This window comes from Flavobacterium sp. Leaf82 (assembly GCF_001422725.1).
Taxonomy (GTDB): domain Bacteria; phylum Bacteroidota; class Bacteroidia; order Flavobacteriales; family Flavobacteriaceae; genus Flavobacterium.
The window spans coordinates 138,981-164,705 of sequence record NZ_LMMA01000033.1 but is presented as its reverse complement, the minus strand read 5'-3'; the positions used below and the strand labels follow the sequence as shown (position 1 = coordinate 164,705).

Genomic DNA, 25,725 nt, shown 5'->3' with positions numbered 1-25,725 from the left:
TTATCTACAAATTAACAGGCAATATTATTTCCAACCGCCGCCTAAGTCTCTATAAACATGGACAGCTGCATTTAGTTGTTCTTTTTTGGTATCTACCAGTTCTAATTTAGCTTCTAATGCATCACGTTGCGTCATTAAAACTTCGAAATAATCTACTCTGGCAGATTTAAACAAATCGTTAGACACATCAATAGATGTGTTTAAAGCGTCTACTTGTTTTGATTTAAGATCATATCCTTTTTGAAGATTTTCAATTTTAGAAAGCTGATTTGATACTTCTAAATAGGCATTTAAAACCGTACGATCATAGTTGTACAATGCCTGAAGTTGTCTTGCATTTGCACTTGCAAATTCGGCTTTGATTGCATTTCTATTGATCAATGGCGCAGCAAGATCTCCAGCTAACGAATACAAAATCGATTCCGGAAAAGTAAACAAATAAGACGGTTTAAAAGCCTGAACCCCAACTGCTGCAGAAATATCCAATGAAGGATAGAACTCAGAACGGGCTACTTTTACATCTAATTTTGCAGCTACTAATTCTAGTTCAGTTTGTTTAACATCCGGGCGATTTGCCAATAATTGTGACGGAATTCCTGAGCTAACAGCAGCTGGTAATAAACTCAAGAAATTGTTGCTATCTGTTCTCTTGATTTCCTGCGGATATCTACCTAACAAAAAGTTGATTTTATTTTCGGCTTCTTTTATCTTCTGAAGAATATCAAATTCAAGACTTTGTGAAGTTAAAACCTCAGCCTCAAATTTCTTAACTCCTAATTCTGTTGCTCTTGCAGCCTGCTTTTGAATTTTTACAATTTCTAAAGCATTGGTCTGCAATTTGATTGTTTGCTTTACAATATCCAACTGATTATCTAAAGCTAATAATTCATAATATGAATCAGCCACTTCGGCAATAAGGTTTGTAATTACAAAGTTTTTACCTTCAACCGTTGCTAAATATCTGTTTAAGGCCGCTTTTTTAGAATTGCGTAATTTTTTCCAGATATCCACTTCCCAATTGGCGTAAGCCGAAATAGTAAAATCGCCTAACGGATCCGGCGTTTCTACACCCGGTTTAATTTCTGTAGTAGCATCACCTGCACCCTGACTGGTATATCGACCCACTTTCTCTACTCCAGCTCCGGCACGAACGCCTACTGTTGGTAATAAAAGTCCTTTTTTTACACGAATATCATTCTTAGCGATTTCAATTTCCTGTAAAGTAATATTCAATTCCTGATTGTTCTTTAAAGCAACATCGATCAGGTCTACAAGGTTTTGATCTTTAAAATAATCTTTCCATTGTAAAGTTGAGGTATTATTGTTGGCATCCTGAGTTTGAGCAGTTGTGCCAAACGACTCAGGAACTGGTGTACTGGTTGTAGGTGCTGCCTCAGGCGCAGGGGCTTTACACCCCGCAACCGTAAGACATATAACTAACGCAATACCATATTGATATGATTTGAATTTATACATGATTGTTATCAATTTCTTCTGTTAATGGATTTTCTTCTTCATGTTTTACCAATTTATGTTTCTCTGCAATTTTGGCAAAAATGAAATATAAGCCAGGAATTACGAATACTCCACAAATAGTACCTATAAGCATACCTCCGGCAGCAGCAGTACCAATGGTTCTGTTACCAATTTTACCCGGACCTGTAGCAAAAGCAAGTGGCAATAATCCCGCAATAAAAGCAAATGAAGTCATCAAAATAGGACGAAACCTTGCTTTTGCTCCTTCCATTGCTGCTTCAAGTACTGATTTTCCTGCTGCATGTCGCTGTATCGCAAACTCTACAATAAGTACGGCATTTTTACCCAGTAAACCAATAAGCATTACCATTGCTACCTGAGCATAAATGTTGTTTTCTAATCCTGTTAATTTCAATAATAAGAAAGCTCCAAAAATACCTGCTGGTAAAGAAAGAATTACCGATAATGGTAAAATAAAACTTTCGTACTGAGCTGCTAATACAAGGTAAACGAATCCTAAACAAATTAAGAATACCCAAATCGCCTGATTACCCTGAGCAACCTCATCGGCAGAAATACCTGCCCAGTCAATATCATAACCTCTTGGTAATTTTTTGGCAGCAACTTCCTGAATCACTTTAATCGCTGTACCAGAACTATAACCTGCTGCTGCAGAACCACTAATTTGTGTAGAAGTGTACATATTATGTCTTGTAATTTCTGAAAGCCCGTATACTTTTTCTAATCTCATGAAAGCAGAAAAAGGAACCATTTCGTCACGATTGTTTTTTACATACAACTTTAAAATGTCATCTGGCTGCGCACGGTATTCCGGAGAAGCCTGAACGATTACTTTATAGTTGATTCCGTATTTAATAAAACTAATTTCGTAGTTACTACCTACAAGAGTTGACAACGTATTCATGGCGTTTTCGATAGAAACTCCTTTTTGCTGTGCCATATCGTTGTCTACTTTCATCATATATTGAGGAAAACTAGAGCTATAAAAACTAAACACGTTAGATAATTCCGGATGAGTATTTAACTCCTTCACAAAATCATTATTTACCTGCTCCATTTTTTTGTAATCATTAGAACCTGTTTTGTCTAACAAACGAAGCTCAAATCCTCCGGCAGCACCATATCCCGGTACAGCAGGCGGTTGGAAAAATTCGATATTAGCACCTGCAATATCTTTAGATTTTTCTTCCATTTCGGCCATAATCTCAAGAACAGAATGCTTTCTGTCACTCCAGTCTTTAAGGTTAACCAAACAAGTTCCTGAGTTAGAACCTGTACCTTCAGACAAAATTTCATAACCTGCTAGTGAAGAAACTGATTTTACTCCATCGATATGTTCTGCAATTTTTTGCAGTCTTTCTGCAATATTATTTGTTCTTTCTAATGATGAACCTGGCGGTGTTTGAATTACTGCATAAAACATACCCTGATCCTCATTTGGGATAAACCCGGAAGGAACAGAACTACTAATTAACCATGTTCCGGCACAAAACGCAAGAAGTGCAATAATGGTAACCGCTCTTCTGCTTACAATTTTAGCCAATAGATTTTGGTATTTACCTTGCGCTAAATTGAATTTATTGTTGAATCCGTCTATAAATACATTCACAGGAGTTTTCTTTTTAACCTCACCGTGATTGTTTTTTAACATCATCGCACAAAGCGCCGGTGTCAAAGTCAAAGCCACAATACCAGAAAGGATAATAGCTGTTGCCATAGTTACAGAAAACTGTCTGTAAAATACTCCAACAGGACCAGACATAAACGCAACCGGAATAAATACCGCTGCCATTAAGAAGGTAATCGCTATAATTGCTCCTGCAATTTCGTGCATCGCTTTTTTAGTCGCTTTTAGTGGCGAGAGATGCTCCTCTTCCATCTTGGCGTGAACCGCCTCGATTACCACAATGGCATCATCGACGACGACTCCAATTGCCAGAACTAAAGCAAATAATGTAATTAAGTTCAATGAAATATCAAAGAAAGTCATGAACACAAACGTTCCGATCAGGGATACTGGAACCGCAATTGCCGGAATAACCGTCGAACGCCAGTCTCCTAAGAAAAGGAATACTACTATACCTACCAGAATAAAAGCTTCTACAAGGGTATGAATTACTTTTTCTATAGAAGCATCAAGAAATTTAGAAACGTCATACGAAATTTCATAATCCATTCCTTTAGGGAATCTTTGCTTGATTTTTTCTAATTTAGCTTTTACCTCTTCGATAACCTGATTGGCATTACTACCAAACGATTGTTTTAATACAATAGCCGCAGAAGGTCTACCATTTAAGTTCGAATAAATATCGTACATCGAACTACCAAATTCTACTTTAGCAACATCTTTCAAACGTAAAAGTTCCCCGTTAGCGTTTGATTTTACTACGATATTCTCGTATTGTTCTTTTGTTGTAAAACGTCCTGAATATTTTAATACATATTCAAATGCCTGAGAACGTTTACCAGAACTTTCTCCTGTTTTACCAGGCGAAGCTTCTAAACTCTGACTTGATAATGCTTCCATTATTTCATCAGCAGAAATTTTATACGCCAGCATACGATCTGGTTTTAGCCAAATACGCATAGCATATTCACGTGTTCCTAAGATATCTCCTGAACCAATACCATTTACCCTTTTCAATTCAGAAAGTACGTTGATATCAGCATAGTTATACAAGAATTTCATATCGGTATTTTTGTCTGTACTGTAAAGATTCACGTACATCAACATACTCGGTACTTCTCGGGTAATTTTAATACCTTCTCTAATGACTAACGGAGGTAATTTATTGGTAACCGAAGCCACACGGTTTTGAACGTTGATCGCAGCCTGATTAGGATCTGTTCCTAAGTTGAAGACCACTTTGATCGTAGCTTCACCATCATTTCCGGCATCAGAAGCCATATATTTCATTCCGGGAACTCCATTCAAGGCTCTTTCCAAAGGAATTACAACGGCTTTGATCATTAATTCACCATTAGATCCTGGATAATCTGCGGTAACATTCACCATTGGTGGTGAGATTGTAGGGAATTGTGTAATAGGTAAGTTTAATACCGACAATACCCCTAAAAAGACAATTATAAGCGATATTACTATCGACAGTACAGGTCTTTGAATAAATTTATTAAACATTTTATATTTTTTTAATGATTAAACCAGTTAAATCTATTCTGCTTTTACGCGCAAATGATTCATTACCTCTTTTGGAGATTGGAACTCATATTTAATTTTGTCGTTCTCTCTTACTTTCTGAACTCCTTCAAGTAAAATTTTGTCATTTTGAGTAACTCCGCTTTTAACCACGTACAAATCAGGAATTTCACCTGTAATTGTAATTTCTCTGGAAGTTACTTTGTTGTTTTTATCGATAACAAAAAGATATTTTTTATCCTGAATTTCATAAGTTGCTTTTTGCGGAATTATGATCGCATTTTTAAGAGGCACTAACATTTTTACTTGTCCTGTTTCTCCATTTCTAAGCAATTTATCTGAGTTAGGGAATCTTGCTCTAAAAGCAATGTTTCCGGTTTCGTTATTAAATTCACTTTCGATAAGTTCTACTTTTCCTTGTTCTTTAAAAGTATCACCATTAGCCAAAACCAAGCTTACTTTATTATCAGCGCGGTCTTTAACATTGGTTTGATATTGTAAATATTCAGGTTCAGAAACGTTGAAGTAAGCAAACATTTGGCTATTGTCTGAAAGACTTGTCAATAGTTCACCTTCGTCAATCAAACTTCCTAATTTTAAAGGAATACGATCGATAGTTCCGTCAAACGGAGCTCTGATTTCTGTAAATGATAAATGAAGTTTTGCTAATGCAACCTCAGCTTTTGCTGATTGTAGTTTTGCCTGAGCAACACTTAATTCGTTTTTAGAAACGATATTTTTATCTGCCAGTAATTTTGAATTTTGCAATTCTATTTCTACAGATTTTTGTTCAGCCTGTGCCTTAAGCAATTCTGCCTGGTACATATTTGGCATAATTCTAAACAACAGTTGTCCTTTTTTTACAAACTGTCCTTCATCAACATAAATGTTTTGTAGAAATCCTTTTTCCTGAGCGCGGATTTCGATGTTACGTACAGATTTAATCTGAGAAACATATTCTTTTACAAACGAAGTATCGATTAGTACCGGATTTGTTGCGGTAAATTTTTCCACTTCTTCTTTTTCTTCTTTTTTAGTTGTACAACTAGTAAGGCACACTAGGCCAATTAAGCCTGTGAACAAGATAATTCTTTTCATGATTTAGTTTGGAAATTAAGCGATGAATGCTTGGAATACAGTGATTCCTTTAGATGAAAAAATGCATCAGGCAGCCTTAGTTATAACTTAACTTTCATATAAGAAGAAGTAGAAAAAATACATCAACAAGATATGCAGGATTACAACTTAGGTAACCGATGTATGCTGTTGAATCAAATTCTTAAAACCTGTTGGGTAATGTAAATAGGATTTGAGTTGCCACAGAATGGCACGAAGAATTTAAAACGATTGTAATTATTTACAATAGTCTGACTTGAAAAGGAAAGATACCAATTGTCAAGTAAACTGTAGTTTGTTGCAAAAAATTTATTCGTAAGTCCATCTTTAAGATCATCACTTCCAAGATATTCCTCTTCAAGATCTACATCAGCATCTTCGATTATAGAAGATCCCTGATCCTGATTGGTGAATTTTACTCGGTGCTTTTTCTCAAGAGTGTGTTGATGAAAGTTTTGTGGAGTACCAGCATTAAGATATTGACCTCCGCCAAGCAGAAGCAAATTCATGAATACTAAAAATACTATTAACTTTCTCATTTGGGTGCGAAAGTAATCAAAGTATCGAAACAAAAAAAGATTTTTTTATAAGCTTTAACATTTAATAAAAGCGAAAACGTTTTCATTATTTTATTAGAAACTAATAATATTAAATTCTTAATCTTTTATGCGAAAAAATCATAAAAAAAAGTCTACAAATCACAATTATATTAAAGATGAATTTAAAAAGGCACTAAAACAATTAAAATCGCAAATATTTGACGCTGTATAAGTTATTCAACAAATTCTATTAGGATTTCTATAGTAAAATTTCCATTATGGTAAATTCTTGTCCTGCTTTGTTAAAAATTTTGTGAGTATCAACCATCCCAAATTTTTCGTAGAATGTTTTTTTGTTGCTTCGGGCATTGCACCATACTTTTTTCAAATTCTTCTGTTTTGCAAGTTCCAAAATGTAAATTATTAGTTTTGAAGCGATTCCTTTTCCCTGAAAATCTTCTAAAGTTGCCAGTTTTCTAAACTGCATTTCATCATTTGTTATAAAACAGGAAACGATTGAAACCAATTTTTGCTGATCAAAAACGCCAAAATGCATTCCTAAATCATCTTCTTCTAACTGAACAAATTCAAAAGGCTGATTGGGCCACATTACTTCATGTCTGATCTGCCAGGTTTGCGAAGATTCAATCTCTCTAATTTCCATATGTTCTCTAATTTAAAGGATACAAATTTACTGGATTTAAAAATTAAATTCATTTTAAACCAACTTTTGCATTTAACTCATTATCAAAAACATGCAAAAAATAAATAAGATTAATCATTCTTTTTCGATTTATAATATTTATTTTTATGCTATCTAAAAACAAATCCAATTATGAAAAAATTCATTTTAGTAATATTATTATGTATTAGTGCAAATGGTTTTGCACAATTAATACAATTTGGACCTCAGGTTTCTTATAATATAACCTCTCCGCTTTCAGATGACTTTAGTTCAAAAAGCTCAGGAACCGGTATGGGGGTTGCAGGATTTGCGAGAGTTAATTTATTGCTGTTTTATGGTCAGGGTGAAATTGGTTATGCCAAATCAAAATTTAGCATTGCTCAAACGGGGATTGCAGAAACTGAATATGAGTTATCCGGAACTGATGCTACATTGATTATTGGTTTTAAAATAGTTCCGTTAGGAAAACTAGGAAATGTTCGCATTTTTGCCGGATACAACTGGAAAAGTTACTCAGATATTAAAGCAAATAATAATCTAAATTATATTGCTTTCGAAAAAAATAACAGCAGTATTCTGGGCGGAGTTGGTGTAGATTTATGGAAACTGACTTTGGATTACAGATATCTTGCCGGAGTTACGGATCTTGATCCTTCCGGAAGAAACTTAAAAACTGCTGCATCTAATATCTCACTTGGATTTAAATTTTTATAAAACTTCCTTTAACCTCATAAAAAAAGGGAATCAAATTTGATTCCCTTTTTTTATTATTTTACTTTAACATAAAATCGTTCTATATTATTGGTGACTATTTTCTCGACACCATCTTCTCCTGTCTTGCCTACATTGATTACGTGCAATTCATTTGCGGCATCATTTATTGCACAGTTCCAAACTGTACCGTCTGATAAGATAATATCAGAATATCCTGAATCTGACTGTTCTTTATTGTAGTAAACTAATTTCTCTGATTTTACCAATTTCTTTTCCTGCGTTTTCTTATTTTTCTCAAAAAATAAAATTTCGTTTTGCTTGATCTCGACTATTTCATCAAAATCTTTTGCTGTTGCAGTACTCGTTTGATTGGCTGCCCAAATTGGTTTATCACCAATCATTTTCCAGGTGCCTAAAGCCTGAGTCATTATGTTTTCTCTTAAAATTGTTTTTAGAGTATCTACTTTTTTAATAGATTCCTGACCTATTTCACTGTCAGGTTTAATTTTAGAAGCAACATAAAACAAATCAATAGCATTTTTAAAATCTGCTTTTTTATAAGAGGCTACGGCTAACTCATATCTGCTTTTTTGAAATGCAAGTTTCGAATTATTTTGTGCTACAGTTTTAAAAGCAATTAATAAAACAATAAAAAATAGTTTTCTTTTCATTAACAATGTTGTTTATATTTTGCAAACGTAGTTTTTTATTCTGAATATTAATTACGTTTTCCCACATTTGTTTTATTAATATAAAAAACCAGCTTATTTCAATAAAAAAAAGGAATCTATGTTATTAGACTCCTTTTTTTACGATATTCATTTTTTTAAAGATTTACAGACTACATTTAACTTGACAATAAACGCAGGATTTCCATCGCTTTTTCTGTGTCTTTTTTGCTCACAAAAATATGGTCATGATAAAAAGCAGCTACCACATTACAGCTTATTTCTTGCTCTGAAAGGGATTTCGAAAATGCAGCTGTTAGTCCCACCGCTTCTAACGACGAGTGAACTGTAAGAGTTATCCAGGACATTATTACAGAATAATCTAATTGTAATGTATCAGCAATTTCTTTTTTGAGGATTAATGTGATTGCTTCTTTTTCCTTAAAAAACATTTCAATATCAATTAAACTTATCCCTTCTAAATTTTCGACTTTACAAAAAACATAATCACCAGGATTATGTTCCGGTTTCATCGTTTTAAGTAATTGCTGCAAATCTTTTTCTCCTGACATTTTTATGAGTTTATTTTATTGCTAGAGTATTGTTCTCTGGCGTAGCATCCATAAAAATACCTCCATCAAGAGATATTTGTTTAATTTGCTTTTTGTTTTTTAATACAATCGTAGCTATTTTTTGGTTTGTTTCCCAAATTGCCGGAGTTTGATGTAATGTTTCTGTAGTATTATCTGAGTATGAAATAATAACATCAAACGGAATCGCAAAACCTCCTGTATTCTCTACGGAAACAACATTCTTATTTATACTTTTAACCGAAAGATCGATATAATTGTTGGTAAAAAACCAGTTATTAAAGAACCAATTCAGGTTTTTCCCTGAAGCTGTATTTATCGAATTAAAATAATCCCACGGAATTGGATGTTTGCCATTCCAGTTTTCCATGTATGCATGAAGTGATTTTTTGAACAAGTCGTCGCCAAGTAAATCTTTTAAGGCAAGATACGACAAAGAGGCTTTTCCGTAGGAGTTGTTTCCATAACCGGCATCAGAAACCTGAGACGACATCGAAATTATAGGCTGATCTTCTTCAGTCGATTTATCTTTGATATAGTTTTCGACCCTAAATTGCTTATAAAATTTATCTGCAGCTTCTTTACCATGTTCTGCAATCCCAATTAAATATTCGAAAGTAGTTGCCCAGCCTTCATCCATAAAAGCATAACGGGTTTCGTTGATTCCCATATAAAAAGGAAAATATGTATGTGCTACTTCATGATCCTGAACTAATTGTGCAAAAATAGGATCTCCCATTTGCGAATCGTTACACATCATTGGGTATTCCATATCTGCAAAACCCTGAAAAGCTGTCATTTTAGAAAACGGATACGGAACTCCCGGCCAACTATGCGAAAAGAAATCTAATGCATATTGGTTATTTTTTACCGAGTTTACAAAATCAGTTCCTTTTATATCATAAGCCGCCTGAACGCTTGCACGGCGATTTGTTTTTTTATCGACCACAACACTGCTTGCATCCCATAGATAATGATCACTTAAACCAAAACAAACATCAGATATATTTTTAGCTTCGAATTTCCAGACATTCCAATCATTTTGTTTCGTTACAACACCAGTTTTCAATTCCTGCTCATTTGCAATATGCAAAATTTCATCTGTATTATAGGACTTTTTCAAACGAGCCGAAAATTCTGGCTGTAAAACTTCATCCGGATTCAGTAAATCTCCGGTTGCATAAACCACATAATTTTTGGGCGCTTTTACCGAAAATGTGTAATCATTAAAATCATTATAAAACTCCTGACGGTCTGTGTGAGGCAATCTGTCCCAACCATTATAATCATCAAAAACACTAATGCGAGGATAACTATAGGCAACAAAAAAAGTAGTTTCATCAATCTGCCCTTCTCTTCCGCTTTCTTTAGACAAAGGATAATTCCAGTCGATATTAATCGTGACTTTAGAATTTGGCGGTACAGGTTTTTTCATTCTTATATTTCCTACCGTTCCCCATTTTCTTGCATCTTCTTTATAAACCTCGCCTGCAATTTTTAATGACGTAATTGTTAATCCATCACTTAAAAAATCATTGCTTACACTACCGCTTCTTGGCGAAGAAGGTTTATGCAGGTTATTTACAAAACGAATAGGCAAATTCTTTAAAGTATCCTTGCTGTTGTTTTCATAAACAATAGTTTCTGTTCCTGAAACAATTTTAGTTTTAGGATCTACAGCTATTTCCATAGTGTATTTACCATGATTCTGCCAGTAATTTTTCCCTGGTTTACCGTCAAGAGAACGTGTGCCTTTTGCATAAGCATTTTTTATATTTCTGGGCATATAAAGTTCCTGCGCAAAAGTATTTTGTGCCAAAAATAAAAAGGCAACAAATAAGAATTTAAATAGTGTTTTTTTCATAAGTGGTTTCAGAATTTTGATGATTTAAAATTGACTATACTACTTAGAGGCTTTTTTTAGTTTAAAGTTACATTTATTTGTAAAAATTAATTTCGAAAAGTCACAAAAGCACAAAGTTTTTCTGAATAGCCTTCAGTTTTAACTGGAGGAATACGTTTTAATTTTTTAAAGGCTTTGTTTGCGTTTATATTTCCATCCAACTAAAGCTGGAAGCTATTAATCTTAAAATTCAAAAAAAATTATCCCTTACGATTTTACGATAAAAAACTTAGAACCTTAGCAACTCAAAACCTCAGAACCTTTAAAAAAAATAAAAACCGTCTGATTCTAAAGAAAAAGACGGTATCTACAATTAATATATAACCTTGATCACTACAAAATATAATCGGTATTAATAAAATTAGATTCCTTGCTGTTTAGCAATTCCTGCAAAATTTCATTATTATAAGCGATATCTTTTGAAGCAACAAACGTACGAATGGAGAATGAGCGTAAAGCATCAGGAATACTTAAAGTTCCTACTGCCGAATCTTTACGACCGGTAAACGGAAAAGCATCCGGACCTCTCTGGCAAGAACTGTTGAGGTTTACTCTGCAAACTAAATTTACCAAAGCATCAATCAGCGGAGCAAGAGTTTTTATGTCTTTACCAAACAAACTTACTTGTTGTCCGTAATTTGACTCTGCCATATCTTCAAGAGGTTCATTAATATCTTTAAAAGAAATAACAGGTACAACAGGTCCAAATTGTTCTTCGTGATACACACGCATATTCTTATCTACAGGATATAAAACAGCTGGAAAAATATAATTTTCAGTATGTTTTCCTCCTTTTTCATTCAGGATTTTTGCGCCTTTGCTTGTAGCATCGTCAATCAATCCCTGAATGTAAGCTGGTTTATCACTTTCTGGCAGCGGCGTTAAAGAAGCTCCTTTTTCCCAAGGATTTCCAAATTGCAAACCATCTACTTTTTCAGAGAAACGTCTGTTAAACTCCTCTACAATAGATTCATGTACATAAAGCACTTTTAAAGCCGTACAACGTTGCCCGTTGAATGATAAAGTTCCTGCGATACATTCCTGAATTGCCAAATCTAAATCAGCGTCCGGTAAAATAATCGCCGGGTTTTTAGCTTCTAAACCTAAAATTAAACGTAATCTGTTTTTGTTTGGATGTTGATCCTGCAATGCAATCGCAGATTTACTGTTTCCGATTAACGCTAAAACATCAATTTTTCCTGATTTCATTATCGGGGAAGCCACTTCGCGACCTCTACCGTAAACAATATTGATAACCCCTTTAGGAAAACTGCTTCTAAACGCTTCTAATAATGGCGTGATACATAAAACTCCATGTTTTGCAGGTTTAAAAATTACTGTATTACCCATAATCAAAGCCGGAATCAACAACGAGAAAGTTTCATTAAGAGGATAATTGTAAGGTCCAAGACACAATACAACCCCAAGTGGTCCACGACGAATCATGGCGTTTACACCTTGTACTTTTTCAAAATGCGAACTACGACCGTTTAGTTCTTTATAACTATCGATTGTATCGTGAATATATTCTACGGTTCTGTCAAATTCTTTTTGCGAATCGCCAAGGTTTTTTCCAATTTCCCACATTAAAAGTTTCACCACTTCTTCGCGGGTTTCCTTCATTTGCTTTACGAAATTTTCCATGCATTTAATACGATCAACCACTTTCATGGTTGGCCATAATCCCTGACCTTTATTATAAGCGTCATTTGCTGCTTCAACAACTTCGGCAGCTTCTTTCTCTGCCATAAACGGAATTGATCCTAATAAAGTTGGCGTATATTTTTCTGTAGATGAAATGGTCGAAAACACAGGTGTGGTTTGTCCTGTCCATTGTTTTAATTCGCCATTTACAAGATAAGTATCTTGATTTATAAGGGTTTTAATCTGATATTCTTCAGGTATTAAACTCATAGTCTGGTAATTTATGTTTGGTTATTAATAGCATATTAAATGAAAAAAGAGGCTATTTTCGCCTCTTAATTTGTTTTATGGATTTATGGTTTCACCTTCCCAATCCAGGATTCCGCCAAGCAAATTATAGGCATTATTAATACCCAATTCGTTCATTACCTGACATGCTTTAGCGCTTCTGGCTCCAGAACGGCAATACACATAATAATTTTTATTTTTATCTAATTCTTCGATTTCATAAATAAAACCCTGACCTTTATTAATGTCAATGTTTACGGCATTCTCGATATAACCGTCATTAAATTCGTCTTCAGTTCTTACGTCCAGTATAACTGCATTCTCGTCAGCAGCAAGCTGATTAACCCAATCTTCTTGTGATAAATTCATAGTATCTGTTTTTTGTAAAATTACGACGTTTCTATTAATTAAAAACGTGCTAAATGCGATTTCGATTATTATTCTCAGAAAACGTTTTAGAGAAAGTATTATAATCAGTGAAATACAAATTTACTCACTATTTTTAAAAATACAGTCTATAAAATCGATAGAAAATAGGATTTTTTCATTTGCCTTTTTAAATCTTAAATATAGTTTTCTGATAATTTATACCATTCCAATCTGCTATCTTTGTAATAAATTGTGCATTTTAATTTTATTATGATAAAAAAAGTTAGCCACGAATTTCACAAATAAACACGAATTATTTTTTTATTGCCACAGATTAAATGATTTTGAGAATTTTTATCTTTGAAAAATTCACAACAAAATGATCACACTTTAATTAGTGAAAATTTGTGGAATTCGTGGCAAAAAAAACACAGGTAATAAATAAAATTATCTGTGTAAACCAGTTCAATCCGTAAAATCCGTGGGCTATTATTACCACAATTAATATATGCAAAACTCACTTAAAAATATATTTCCTAATTTCTCCAGTGAACTCATTTCGACGATTGAAGAAAACGGAAGCCTGCAAGATTTTGAAGCCGGAACAATCCTGATGCGAACCGGACAATACATAAAAAACACCGTTTTGATTACCAAAGGAAAAATCAAAATCTATCGCGAAGGCGAAGACGGCGGAGAATTTTTAATGTATTATTTACAACCCGGACAAGCGTGTGCTATTTCGATGATTTGCACTGCCAAAAGCGAGAAAAGCCAAATCATGGCAAAAGTAGTCGAAGATGTTTCTGTCATGATGATTCCGTTACAAATGATGGATAAATGGATGATGGAACACAGAACGTGGTACGAATTTGTAATAGAAACTTATAGAAGCCGATTTGAAGAAGTCCTGGAAGTAGTCGACAATATCGCTTTTCGATCTATGGACGAGCGTTTAGAATTCTACCTAAAAAGGCATTCTGAAGCCTGCGGATGTCAGGAAGTAAATTTATCACATCAGGAAATTGCAACCGAATTAAACACCTCAAGAGAAGTCGTTTCCAGATTACTCAAAAAAATGGAACAACGAGGTTTGGTGAAACTTAATAGAAACCAAATTGAACTTTTGAAGTAATTTATTCGCCCACGGATTTTACGGATGAAACGGGTTTGCGCGGGTTTATTTTTTATTAACCATTACGAGATTAAGAAAAATTAAGGCTAACTACTTAATTTCCTTGATTATAGATTAAGATAAAAAAGCTAAACTTAACTTTCTTAATATCTTAATGGTAAAGTTTAAATTTTAAAAGCAAAGTTTGTCTCATTGAGCGAAGTCGAAATGCTTTGTGGGTTCTCGACTTCGCTCGAACTGACAAATCTATTCGTGCAAATTAGTGAAATTAGTGTTTAGTAATTCTTATGTGATAAATGTTACTGAAGATTTCTTTTTATCCAAGCACCTTTGCATCAAAACAAATAGAATGGAATATTTAGGTTATTTTGCTTCGATAATCATCGGGATTTCGCTTGGCTTAATTGGCGGAGGCGGATCGATCTTAACCATTCCTATTTTAGTGTATTTATTTAAAGTAAATCCGGAGCAAGCAACCTCATATTCTTTATTTATTGTGGGATTAACGGCCATGTTTGGGAGTTACAGTCATTATAAAATGGGAAATCTAAAGCTGAAATCGGCATTGTATTTTGCCGTTCCTTCGGTAATTTCTATCTTGATTATTCGCGAAGTTATTTTTCCTCAAATTGCTTCTACCCTATTTTCGATTGCTTCTTATTCCGTATCCAAAGATTTTTTGATCATGATTATCTTTTCGGTATTAATGATTACCGCAGCAATCTCGATGATTAGAAAAAATAAACCCGAAATAAAAGCAACCGAAACCAATTATATTCAATTAAGCATAATTGGCTTCATCGTTGGGATCATAACCGGATTTCTAGGTGCCGGCGGAGGATTTCTCATTATTCCTGCCCTGCTTTTTTTCGCCAATTTACCTATGAAACAAGCAGTAGGAACATCATTATTAATCATCACCATTAATTCATCAATAGGTTTTGGCGGCGATTTATACATTGGCACACCCATAAATTATTCTTTTTTATTAGGCGTTTCGGCAATGGCATTATTAGGAATGATTATTGGGAGTCAGCTTTCTAAAAAAATAGACGGTACAAAACTAAAACCCATTTTTGGTTGGTTTGTTTTGGTGATGGGATTTTATATTATTACAAAAGAGGTTTTATTTTAGTTTTACTTGTAGACAAAAACTAAAAAATCCGTTTATTCCTGAGAGTAAACGGATTTGTATTTTTTGGGCGTTCCCTTCGGTCGGGCTATCCGCTAAATTCCAGATTAACAAAAACTACGGCAAAAAAGCCTTGTTTTTCTAAATCGGGAGATACCGCTTCTATCCCTAACGCAAATTTGCGTGAACTTAAGTCTTTTAGATTTCTATTTATTCAAAAGTTTTTCAAGATAAGCTACCTTTTCTTTTTCAGCCTGAACTAATTCTTTTTCGGCAAGAACCAAACGTTCGTAAAGTTCAACCATCTTATCCAAAGGATTAAAAGTAAAAATAGGTCCAGATGCACCTTGACCATTACTTGCGCTATTGTCGTAAAAATTATTAAAAAAATTAAAAACAGATTCTTCCGAAAAATTTTCAATTGCTTCTACTGTAACTCCAAGCGCTTTTGCAATTTCCACAAGTCTTTTAGTATCAATTTCTTCGCTTCCTTCGATGCTGGAAATAGTTTGTTGACTTATACCAATAGCTTCGGCAAGTATTTCTTGTTTCATTCCTCGAAGCTCTCTGATTCGGCTAATATTTCGTCCGATATGTTTTGGTTTTGTTGCTGTGCTCATAGTTCAAAGATATTTAAAATTCGGGAGAAAATTAGTAGTGTAGTAAAATACATCTCTTTTGTAAGATACATTTTACATGTTTCTATATAGAACAAAAATACAATTTTCCGGACAGGTTTCTATTACGAATCTAAAATGACAATATACAATTAATAACAAAGTTTCATTTCTACTAATAACAAAGTTTTATTTCTTCATAAATAGCTGAAATTTAAGATTATAAATTTTCAAAATCTCAAAAATGGGCTGAAAGCTCAAAATAACTAGCGTAGTGCATCGCACTACGAAATAAATTAACGATTAATATTGCCCTGAAAGGGCTAAAGCAAAATGACAATACAAATTCAAAACAATCTATAACTACCTTATAAACAACACATAAAACATGTTAGTTTTTTTTCTGTACGAGTAGGCTTTCGCCCTTTCAGGGCTTAAACTAACAATCTTTTTTATTCATAGTGCTTCGCACCATGCTGTTGCTTAGGCTCTTTCAGAGCTCGTTTTTAGCTCTTATTATTTTCAATTTGTACTATTAGAATTGTCTCCTGCTTTAAACAAATATATTTTGTATTTGGTTATAGCCTTAATATTTAAAAATAAAAAAACCGTTGGTTAAAACCAACGGCTATTCAATATTAAGCTATAAAATAATTCGTGAAAATTTGTGCAATTGCTTCGCCTGTTCACTATAGCTTGAGTTCCCATTTCTGATTTTTCCTTAATTCAAATAACAATTCATACAACTTTTTCAAACTGTAACTTCCTATTAAACCATTATCTACAATAGTTTTCACTTTGCCATTATCATATGTAATTTTCAATGTTGAACTTTGATTATCGTCTTGAGCTTCATCATATTCATTATTTAAACTTTCAAAATTCATATATTCTAATAGTTCCAAAATTTGCTGATAATTTTCTTCTTTTATTATAGATTTAAAAGTGCCTTCCCTATTGTTATTGAAAAAAGACGACATTTTCTTCATATTTTCTTTCTCTGTTCCAAAATTAAAACGTTCAGCAAAAAAAGTTGAATTTCTTTCTTTATCAATTACTAATGAAAATACTGGACAAGTTCCATAACAACCAGAAGCTGAAAATTCAATCTTTTCTATAAAATGTTTTACTGGTTTTTCATTATAATCAATAAATCCATCACATTTGTAAATTAATGTATGATCTTCTATATTATTCCCTTTATCACTTAATACCCCAATTTTACGATGATGAACTTTTATTAAAGTTTGATTTTTTTTCTTTATAATTTGCGGAATATAACATCCAGAACTTAGATTAAGACTATAAATTTTTACCAAATCTTGAGGGAAACACATCATCACTAAACATCTAAAATTACAGGATATAGTTCTAGATTCATCACAATTATAGTCATCTCCTATCATTACGATATCCATTAAAGAATTATTATCAAAATCTGCTTTATAATAATTTTTAGTAATTTTTAATGAATCTCCTATTCTTTTACAAATTAAGTCCATTTCGTAGTCGTACTTATCAGGATCAAAATCGTTTATTTTCTTTAATTCAAATTTTTTAAATCTTTCACTATTTGCATGAACATATTTTTCGATTTCGAATTTTGTATCTAAGAAATCACCGGATTGCTCAATCCCCTTATTTTGAGAATAACTGATAATAAAAACAAATTGTATTATTATAAAGATTATCTTTTTCATTTATTCATATGTTAAAAAATAATTCGTGAAAATTTGTGCAATTAGTGGCTAAAAAACTTAATGCTCCCCATACCCAACATCATCCATTTTACCATTAAAGACGCGATACTGAACAATTAGATAAATAATAACCAAAAACAAAGCGATAAAAAACCAACTCATTCCGGCATTCAATCCATATTCTCCCGCGGCTGTATTATAAATCGTTAATGATGGATTTACCTTATTGGTAGAAGGCAAAACATTGGGGAAAATCGAAACGGCGGTTGAAGCAAATCCTCCAACCAAAAATAAAGACGAGAATAAAAATCCTAAACCATCTTTTTGATACGAACGGACTTTGAATAATCCTAAAATTCCAACAAAAGTCATTAGAGGAAAAAACCAAAGAATAGGATTTTCGACAAAATTATGAAAGGGTTTTGGCTCGATAAAATGCCAGATTTGCAACGAAATAACAACCAAAACCAACAAAACAATATTCAGTTTAAAAACGATATTTTTAAGTTGCGGATTCAGTTCTGAATTGGTTTTAAAAATTATCCAGTTTGCACCATGAATCGTTAAAGCGACAACACTTACAATACCCAAGAAAAGGGTAAACCAATCTATAATCCCCAGTTCATTTGCTTGCGGACTAAAAGTTGGATTCCATAAAGGTAAAAAGAAATAATGTGCCTCTTGTGTCGAAACGCCGTTAGTTACCATTCCCAGATTTACACCGCGAACAATATTCCCTAAAGCAATCCCAAAGAATAATGCCAAAAGTAAACTTGCGATCCCAAAAGCTTTATCCCAAATGGCTTCCCACATTGGGTGATGCACTTGTCCGCGCATTTCTAAACCGATCGCACGGAAAATTAAAAGCCATAAAATCATAATTAGAGGCAAATAAAATCCGCTAAAAGAAGAAGCGTATAAAGTAGGGAACGCGAAAAATAAAACTCCTCCGGCAGCAATGATCCAAACTTCATTAGCATCCCAAAACGGACCAATCGCGCTTGTAATTGCCTTTTTATCTTTCTCGTTTTTAGCTAAAAATAAATGAATAATTCCTGCTCCAAAATCGTAACCGTCTAATACAATATAAACAGCCAGAATTCCCATTAAAACAACGTACCAAAAAAATTCCATAATTATATTTTTTCTGAATTCAGTTCAACATTATGAGGTCCTTTATTGATGATTTTTCCAATCAAAAGCAAAAACAACATTCCAAGTAAAAGATACAATCCTATAAATCCCAGTAAAGTAAACAAGGTATTTCCGGAAGAAACCGTTGGCGATGCGCCTGCTGTAGTTCGCATTAAATTATAAACCAGCCAGGGTTGTCTGCCTAATTCGGCTGTGTACCAGCCTGTGGTATTTGCGATATACGGAAATGGCATCATGAACATCAACGACCATAAAACCCATTTGGTTTCGAATAATTTCTTTCTAATCAACTGGAAAACGGCAAAAGCCATCAAACCTATAAATATGGTTCCAAGTCCTACCATTATATGATAGGCATAATACAAACCTGAAATATTAGTTGGATGCAGGTCTTCTTCAAACTGATCCAGACCTTTTATTTCTTCATGCCAGCTTCCGTAAGTCAGGAAACTCAGGATATTAGGAACGGCAATTTTATTGTCTAGTTTTTTGTCTTTTACATCGGGTTGCCCAATTAAAACAATTTCAGAACCTTTCTTTTCAGTATGAAAAATTCCTTCCATTGCAGCAAAAGTTACAGGTTGGTATTTCACTACATTTTTCGCCAATAAATCCCCTGTAGGAACGGCTACAATAACACTCGAAATCAACCCGAAGATTACACCTGTTTTTAAGAATAATTTCCCGAAAGCAACATTCTTTTTACTCAGGATATAAAAAGCTCCAATTCCGGCAACTACAAAAGAACTTGTCACTAAAGAAGCTGCCTGATTGTGCAAATATGAAGGCCATAACCACGGATTCAGAAATAAAGCTTTAAAATTCGTCAGAACAAATTTTCCGTTTTCAAGAATTTCATAACCAACAGGATTTTGCATCCACGAATGTGTCGCAATAATTAGGTATCCGCTTGCCCAGGAACCAATCATAATTAATAATCCGGTTACAAAATGCCATTTATGTCCAATTATTTTTTCTCCAAACAAAAAGATTCCAAGAAAAGAAGATTCTAAGAAAAAGGAGAACATTCCTTCCATTGCAAGGGTTTGTCCAATGATTCCGCCCGTTAATTCAGAGAACTTTGCCCAATTCGTTCCAAACTGAAACTCCATTGGGATTCCGGTTACAACGCCCATCGCAAAATTCAAGGCGAAGATTTTCATCCAGAAATGAGTGGCGTGATTGTATTGATCGTCTTTAGTTCGTAGGTATTTCCATTTAAAATAAACAATGATCAGCGAAAGACCCATTGTAAGTTGCGGAAAAAGATAATGAAAAGTAATTGTGAAGGCGAATTGCATTCGGTCATAAAAAAGCATTTCTTCCATAGTGGTATTTTATTTATGAAGTCCCACAAATTTACCCATTAAAACCCGAAATTCCTGCCTTTAAAAAAAGTTTATGACGTTATATTTGTTAAACTTTTCAACAATTTAGATGTGTAGATAACACTTATATTTAATTCTGATGCGCACAAAGTTTGTCATTTCGACGAACGAGAAATCTTAACGAGAGACTCGACAAAGATTGGGTTTACGTTGCGGAGTTACTTGCGAAGATTTCTCCTTCGTCGAAATGACAATATCGTAGATATATTGTACTTGGAGCTGTGTGTTTAAAAAACTATTATTTTTTCAAAATTCCTTTTGTCACACTTTCGTTTATTAATCCTTCGGCATAATTCCATAAAGTGGCAGAACCTTCTTTTATGATACTTTTTTTCTCGTAGACTTTATTATAAGGTACATCAAATTCTTTCCACGTTCCTCCGTTATTCGATGTGTTTTGCAATAAAGGTTCTAGTCTGTCCATTGATCTTGCAAACTTTGCTTCGTTGGTTTCTCCGGCTTCAAATTCTTCCCAAATAGCAATAAAATCCTGAGCTTGTTTTTCAGGAAGCAAACCAAAGATTCTATTCGCCGCTAATCTTTCTTCATCTGTATTATCGTGACTTTTTTTGGTGTCGTATATAAAGACATCTCCAGCATCGATTTCTACAATATCATGAATCAAAACCATTTTTACGACTTTTAAAACATCAATTGGTTCATTTGAATGTTCAGCCAGAACAATCGCCATTAAAGCCAAATGCCAGCTGTGTTCTGCATCATTTTCATTTCGGTCGCTATTAAACAATTTCGTTTTTCGCTGTATGTATTTAACTTTATCAATCTCTTTAATAAAAGCAATTTGATTCAATAAATCTTCTGTGTTCATATTCATAATTTTCGTCAGTTGTAAAATTACGTAGATTTTCTTTCTCACCATATAAGTGATATTGCAAAACCAACTATCTTTTTTAAACCATATAAGTTATATAAGTTCATTTTAGCCTTAAGCATATTAAACCAAATCTTAAATTTTCTTATATCACTTATATGGTAAAACCCGTTCATTTTGGTTTAATTTATATGCGTGCTTTTGAATTTCCTATGGGCTTTATATGGTAAAACCAACAAACTTTTTTTTACAGAAAAATCAAATTTGTGTAACATTAGTCACCTGTTTTAAGCAAAAAGTAGATTACCTTTGTAATCCCATATTTTTAGAATACGTATCATGAAAATAGAACAAATTTACACCGGATGCCTTGCGCAAGGTGCTTATTATATTACTTCAAACGGAGAAGCAGCGATTATTGATCCGCTTCGTGAAATTCAACCTTATTTAGACCGCTTAGAACGTGACGATGTGAAACTGAAATACATTTTTGAAACGCATTTTCACGCTGATTTTGTTTCCGGACATGTCGATTTAAGCAAAGAAACTCAGGCACCAATTGTTTACGGACCAAATGCGGCTTGCGAATTCGATTGTATTTCTGCTAAAGACGGACAAGAATTTAAAGTAGGAAACATTACGATCAAAGCCTTGCATACTCCGGGACATACCATGGAAAGTACGACTTATTTACTAATTGATGCAAATGGAAAAGATCACGCGATTTTCTCCGGAGACACTTTATTTATTGGCGATGTTGGCCGTCCGGATTTAGCTCAAAAAGCAGCCGGAATGACACAAGATCAATTGGCTGGGATTTTATACCATTCGTTAAGAGATAAAATCATGACTCTTGCTGATGATGTTATCGTTTATCCCGCGCATGGTGCAGGAAGCGCTTGCGGAAAAAACATGAGCAAAGAAACGGTTTCGACTATTGGTAATCAAAAAGCGACCAATTATGCTTTGCGCGCTAATATGACCGAAGCTGAATTTATCGAAGAAGTTACAGACGGATTATTGCCTCCGCCAGCTTATTTCAGTATGAATGTAGCGATGAACAAACAAGGTTATGAAAGCTTTGAATCGGTTTTGCATAACGGAATGAAAGCGATTGATGTAAAAGAATTTGAGGCTGTTGCCGAAGAAACCGGAGCATTAATTTTAGACACCAGAAAAAGTGCCGATTTCCACAAAGGATTTATTCCGCAATCTATTAATATCGGAATCAATGGCGATTTTGCGCCGTGGGTTGGGACTTTAATAGCAAATGTAAAACAACCTATTATATTAGTAACTGAATCCGGTCTTGAAGAAGAAACCGTAACGCGTTTAAGCCGTGTAGGTTTTGATGCTATTATTGGACATCTTGACGGAGGTTTTGAAGCTTGGCAAAAAGCAGGTTTTGAAGTGGATACAGTTAACAGAATTTCGGCAGAACAATTTGCAAACGAGTTTAAAATTGAAGAAGACAAAGTAATCGACATTCGTAAAGAAACCGAATACGAAGCTGAACATATCGATGATGCATATAGTAAACCTTTAGCTTATATCAATGACTGGGTAAAAGATATTAACCCAAACGAGCATTTTTATTTGCATTGTGCCGGAGGATATCGCAGTATGATTGCAGCTTCGATCTTGCAAGCTCGCGGTTTTAGAAACTTCACCGAAATTGATGGTGGTTTTGGAGCAATCGCAAAAACGAATATCCCAAAATCAGATTTTGTTTGTCAAAGTAAAGTATTAAAATAAATAAAGGCGCTGAGTTACTAAGGTTCTGAGGTTCTAAGATTTTTAGTCTTTAAACTTAAAACCACAAAAGAAGAAACCTTAGTAACTTAGAATCTTAGCACCTTAGAACCTTAAAAATATGCTAGAAATCATCAAAGAACCTTGGCCTTGGTATGTTGCAGGTCCGTTAATTGGATTAACAGTTCCTATTTTATTAATTATCGGAAACAAATCTTTCGGGATTAGTTCTTCGCTTCGTCATATTTGCGCGGCTTGTATTCCGGCAAATATTTCGTTTTTTAAATACGATTGGAAAAAAGAAAGCTGGAATTTATTCTTCGTTTTCGGAATTTTCCTTGGTGGAGTAATTGCGGCTTATTTCCTGGCAAATCCAAATCCGGTTGAAATTACGCCACAACTTTCTTATCAATTATCGACTTACGGAATCACCGATCATTCGGGTTTATTACCAAAAGAACTTTTCTCTTGGGAAAGTCTCTTTACACTTCGTGGTTTTATCATGATTGTCGTGGGTGGATTTTTAGTAGGTTTCGGAACCCGTTATGCTGGTGGTTGCACAAGCGGACACGCTATTATGGGAATTTCAAACTTACAATGGCCTTCATTAGTAGCTACAATCTGTTTTATGATTGGCGGTTTTATCATGGCAAACTTGATTTTACCTTATATACTTTCTCTTTAAGGAATTCTTTCACTTTAAAATTTCAAAAATGAATAATTTAGAAAATAAAAATACAGACACTGAAGGAATCAACGGAAGTCAAATTAAAGATTCAGGATTGTCAAACTTAAAATATCTTGTCGTTGGAATCTTTTTCGGGATTGTATTCGTAAAAGCCGAAATTGTAAGTTGGTTTCGTATACAGGAAATGTTTCAATTACAGTCTTTCTTTATGTATGGCGTAATTGGAAGTGCAGTTGCAGTGGGACTTATATCTGTTCAAATCATTAAAAAATTCAATATTAAAACCATTCAAGGCGAAAAAATCGAAATTCAGCCTAAAGTATTTAGCAAAGGGCAAATATATGGCGGATTATTATTCGGTTTTGGCTGGGCAATCACAGGAGCTTGTCCCGGACCGCTTTTTGCTCAAATTGGTACAGGAGTTACTGTAATTGTAATTACTTTAATAAGTGCTATTTTGGGAACTTGGTTTTACGGTTTAATAAAAGACAAACTACCTCATTAAGATTTAAAATATAAAAAATGAGCAACACAACAGAACAACTACTATTAAGAAAAGCGAATATTACGGACTTGCCAGTTATCTGGACCATCATACAAGATGCCATCGAACAAAGACGCCAGGAAGGAAGTTCGCAATGGCAAGACGGCTATCCTAACGAACTTAGCATTACCAACGATATAAATAACGGTTACGGATATGTATTTACAGAAAACGAAACCATTTTATCCTATTCTGCCATTATATTCGACAAAGAACCAGCTTACGAAGACATAGAAGGCAAATGGTTGACCAATGGAGATTATGGCGTTGTACATCGTGTAGCCGTATCAAAACTGGCAAAAGGAAAAGGAATTGCAACAAAACTCTTTAAAAGCATCGAAGGTTTATGTCTCGAAAAAAATATTCATAGCATAAAAGTAGACACCAATTTTGACAATGTGCCTATGCTTAAAATTTTAGACAAATTAAAGTATACTTATTGTGGCGAAGTATATTTTAGAGGATCAGCCAGAAAGGCATTCGAAAAAAAGCTAGCTTAAAATATACAATCTCAGGATTACAAATCAAACCCGACACGTTTCAAAACTCGTCGGGTTTTATTTTTAATCTAAATTCAGAAATCTAAAATCTAAAATTAAACTGGGCGTGCCACCATCGCAATAAAAGGGCAAAGTTACTGTGCGAATATACGCCCTTTTATCGCGATGCTGTCGGGCTATCCGCGCTACTTCGGTAGCTAGCTTCTATCCCTCACGCGCGCAAACGAAGAACCTCTTTCGAAAAAATCAGAAGTTTCGTTTTTCGAATTTTTATAAAAATACTATTTTGAGGCAATTATAACCTCTACTCCAATTTCTTCTAGTTTCGTTTTGGTTTCGATATCGATACCATCATCCGTAATCAAAACATCGATTTTATCCAGATTACAAATTTTACCAAAACCTCTAACATTCATTTTTGTAGAATCTACCAGTACAATCACCTTTTCTGCCAGTGAAATCATCACCTGATTCAGATGTGCTTCAGACGCATTCGAAGTACTTAAACCAAAATCCAAGTGAAGTCCGTCTGCTCCTAAAAACAATTTATTACACGAAAACTCTTTTAAAATTGCTTCAGAAATTGGTCCAATTACAGAATTTGAACTTTTACGAACATCACCACCCAACTGTATTGTATCTATATTTGTTTCTTTACTCAATTCTAAAGATACCTTTAAAGAAGGTGTAATCACGGTTAGTTTTTGAAATCCTGAAATGATTTGCGACAAATAATGAACATTAGATCCTGAACCTAATATAATGTTATCAAAATTATTAATATATTTTAAAGCCTCTTTTGCAATTTGCATTTTTTGCTCTACCTGAAGCCCCTCTTTATCACTTAAATCTCTTTCGAAAGCGTAAATAGGCTGTTTGCTTGCGCCACCATGAGTACGGTGCAGCAAGTTTTCATTTTCTAAAAAATTCAAATCCTTTCGTATTGTTACGGTTGAAACATTCAGAATTTCGCATAAATCCGCCACATTTACGTATCCGCTTTTATCGAGTTCTTTAAGTATCTCCTCTTGCCTTTTGTTTATAATAACCATAATAGCCTGATAATATTAAGATTTTTGAAGGTATAAATGTACGATAAAAAAATAATTCAA

General features: G+C 33.9%; 23 protein-coding genes. 7 read left to right on the top strand and 16 right to left on the bottom strand.

Annotated elements, in window-relative coordinates; translation table 11 throughout:
• Positions 1–24: 24 nt before the first annotated feature.
• The 5 genes from ASF10_RS18960 to ASF10_RS18940 all read right to left on the bottom strand — a co-directional run bounded on the left by ASF10_RS18960 (position 25) and on the right by ASF10_RS18940 (position 6,973).
• Positions 25–1,476, bottom strand: coding sequence for a TolC family protein (locus ASF10_RS18960; RefSeq protein ID WP_056252661.1), 1,452 nt, complete (start codon positions 1,474–1,476; stop codon positions 25–27).
• Positions 1,469–4,636 carry an efflux RND transporter permease subunit gene (locus ASF10_RS18955; RefSeq protein WP_056252658.1) on the bottom strand — a complete coding sequence of 1,056 codons (3,168 nt, stop codon included), beginning with the start codon at positions 4,634–4,636 and terminating at the stop codon, positions 1,469–1,471. The genes ASF10_RS18960 and ASF10_RS18955 overlap by 8 nt, the downstream gene beginning before the upstream one ends.
• 33 nt (positions 4,637–4,669) lie before the next feature.
• Positions 4,670–5,752, bottom strand: a complete 1,083-nt coding sequence (locus ASF10_RS18950; RefSeq protein WP_056252654.1) for an efflux RND transporter periplasmic adaptor subunit — start codon at positions 5,750–5,752, stop codon at positions 4,670–4,672.
• 173 nt (positions 5,753–5,925) lie between these two features.
• Complete coding sequence (locus ASF10_RS18945) at positions 5,926–6,309, bottom strand: hypothetical protein (RefSeq protein WP_056252652.1); 384 nt, start codon at positions 6,307–6,309, stop codon at positions 5,926–5,928.
• Between the two features lie 259 nt (positions 6,310–6,568).
• Positions 6,569–6,973, bottom strand: coding sequence for a GNAT family N-acetyltransferase (locus ASF10_RS18940; RefSeq protein ID WP_056252649.1), 405 nt, complete (start codon positions 6,971–6,973; stop codon positions 6,569–6,571).
• A 171-nt stretch (positions 6,974–7,144) separates the two neighbouring features.
• Between ASF10_RS18940 and ASF10_RS18935 the strand changes: the two genes are divergently transcribed.
• Positions 7,145–7,708 carry an outer membrane beta-barrel protein gene (locus ASF10_RS18935; RefSeq protein ID WP_056252646.1) on the top strand — a complete coding sequence of 188 codons (564 nt, stop codon included), beginning with the start codon at positions 7,145–7,147 and terminating at the stop codon, positions 7,706–7,708.
• Between the two features lie 53 nt (positions 7,709–7,761).
• Here the strand turns inward: ASF10_RS18935 and ASF10_RS18930 are convergent, their stop codons facing one another.
• The 5 genes from ASF10_RS18930 to ASF10_RS18910 all read right to left on the bottom strand — a co-directional run bounded on the left by ASF10_RS18930 (position 7,762) and on the right by ASF10_RS18910 (position 13,170).
• Positions 7,762–8,379, bottom strand: coding sequence for a hypothetical protein (locus ASF10_RS18930; RefSeq protein WP_056252644.1), 618 nt, complete (start codon positions 8,377–8,379; stop codon positions 7,762–7,764).
• A 176-nt stretch (positions 8,380–8,555) separates the two neighbouring features.
• On the bottom strand, positions 8,556–8,948 hold the full coding sequence (locus ASF10_RS18925; RefSeq protein WP_056252641.1) for an ACT domain-containing protein: 393 nt from the start codon (positions 8,946–8,948) through the stop codon (positions 8,556–8,558).
• A 10-nt stretch (positions 8,949–8,958) separates the two neighbouring features.
• Positions 8,959–10,830 (bottom strand): M1 family metallopeptidase, encoded by a 1,872-nt coding sequence (locus tag ASF10_RS18920; RefSeq protein WP_056252639.1) that lies wholly within the window; start codon positions 10,828–10,830, stop codon positions 8,959–8,961.
• 372 nt (positions 10,831–11,202) lie between these two features.
• Entirely contained in the window at positions 11,203–12,783 is a 1,581-nt protein-coding gene (locus tag ASF10_RS18915) for an NADP-dependent glyceraldehyde-3-phosphate dehydrogenase (RefSeq protein WP_056252636.1), read from the bottom strand.
• Between the two features lie 75 nt (positions 12,784–12,858).
• The gene (locus ASF10_RS18910) at positions 12,859–13,170 is read right to left on the bottom strand and encodes a rhodanese-like domain-containing protein (RefSeq protein ID WP_055095772.1); all 312 of its coding nucleotides are present in this window, start codon (positions 13,168–13,170) and stop codon (positions 12,859–12,861) included.
• Positions 13,171–13,678: 508 nt separating this feature from the next.
• Here ASF10_RS18910 and ASF10_RS18905 point away from each other — a divergent pair.
• Positions 13,679–14,305, top strand: a complete 627-nt coding sequence (locus tag ASF10_RS18905; protein ID WP_056252633.1) for a Crp/Fnr family transcriptional regulator — start codon at positions 13,679–13,681, stop codon at positions 14,303–14,305.
• 349 nt (positions 14,306–14,654) lie between these two features.
• On the top strand, positions 14,655–15,440 hold the full coding sequence (locus tag ASF10_RS18900) for a sulfite exporter TauE/SafE family protein (protein WP_056252629.1): 786 nt from the start codon (positions 14,655–14,657) through the stop codon (positions 15,438–15,440).
• A gap of 203 nt (positions 15,441–15,643) precedes the next feature.
• On the opposite strand, the gene ASF10_RS18895 is transcribed toward ASF10_RS18900, so the two are convergent.
• The 5 genes from ASF10_RS18895 to ASF10_RS18875 form a co-directional block, all read right to left on the bottom strand.
• On the bottom strand, positions 15,644–16,057 hold the full coding sequence (locus ASF10_RS18895; RefSeq protein WP_056252626.1) for a helix-turn-helix domain-containing protein: 414 nt from the start codon (positions 16,055–16,057) through the stop codon (positions 15,644–15,646).
• Positions 16,058–16,743: 686 nt separating this feature from the next.
• Positions 16,744–17,754, bottom strand: coding sequence for a DUF6438 domain-containing protein (locus ASF10_RS18890; protein ID WP_056252625.1), 1,011 nt, complete (start codon positions 17,752–17,754; stop codon positions 16,744–16,746).
• Positions 17,755–17,811: 57 nt separating this feature from the next.
• Positions 17,812–18,888, bottom strand: a complete 1,077-nt coding sequence (gene cydB, locus ASF10_RS18885; RefSeq protein ID WP_056252622.1) for a cytochrome d ubiquinol oxidase subunit II — start codon at positions 18,886–18,888, stop codon at positions 17,812–17,814.
• Between the two features lie 2 nt (positions 18,889–18,890).
• A complete protein-coding gene (locus ASF10_RS18880) occupies positions 18,891–20,237 on the bottom strand; it encodes a cytochrome ubiquinol oxidase subunit I (protein WP_056252621.1) in 1,347 nt (448 codons plus the stop codon).
• A gap of 298 nt (positions 20,238–20,535) precedes the next feature.
• Complete coding sequence (locus ASF10_RS18875) at positions 20,536–21,126, bottom strand: HD domain-containing protein (protein ID WP_056253030.1); 591 nt, start codon at positions 21,124–21,126, stop codon at positions 20,536–20,538.
• Between the two features lie 342 nt (positions 21,127–21,468).
• Between ASF10_RS18875 and ASF10_RS18870 the strand changes: the two genes are divergently transcribed.
• The 4 genes from ASF10_RS18870 to ASF10_RS18855 all read left to right on the top strand — a co-directional run bounded on the left by ASF10_RS18870 (position 21,469) and on the right by ASF10_RS18855 (position 24,613).
• Positions 21,469–22,884, top strand: a complete 1,416-nt coding sequence (locus ASF10_RS18870) for an MBL fold metallo-hydrolase (protein ID WP_056252617.1) — start codon at positions 21,469–21,471, stop codon at positions 22,882–22,884.
• 118 nt (positions 22,885–23,002) lie between these two features.
• Complete coding sequence (locus ASF10_RS18865) at positions 23,003–23,566, top strand: YeeE/YedE family protein (protein ID WP_056252614.1); 564 nt, start codon at positions 23,003–23,005, stop codon at positions 23,564–23,566.
• Positions 23,567–23,594: 28 nt separating this feature from the next.
• Positions 23,595–24,074: a DUF6691 family protein gene (locus ASF10_RS18860; RefSeq protein ID WP_056252611.1), complete on the top strand. Its 480-nt coding sequence runs from the start codon at positions 23,595–23,597 to the stop codon at positions 24,072–24,074.
• Between the two features lie 17 nt (positions 24,075–24,091).
• Positions 24,092–24,613: a GNAT family N-acetyltransferase gene (locus tag ASF10_RS18855; RefSeq protein ID WP_056252608.1), complete on the top strand. Its 522-nt coding sequence runs from the start codon at positions 24,092–24,094 to the stop codon at positions 24,611–24,613.
• 281 nt (positions 24,614–24,894) lie between these two features.
• Here the strand turns inward: ASF10_RS18855 and ASF10_RS18850 are convergent, their stop codons facing one another.
• On the bottom strand, positions 24,895–25,665 hold the full coding sequence (locus ASF10_RS18850) for a DeoR/GlpR family DNA-binding transcription regulator (protein ID WP_056252605.1): 771 nt from the start codon (positions 25,663–25,665) through the stop codon (positions 24,895–24,897).
• Positions 25,666–25,725 lie beyond the last annotated feature (60 nt).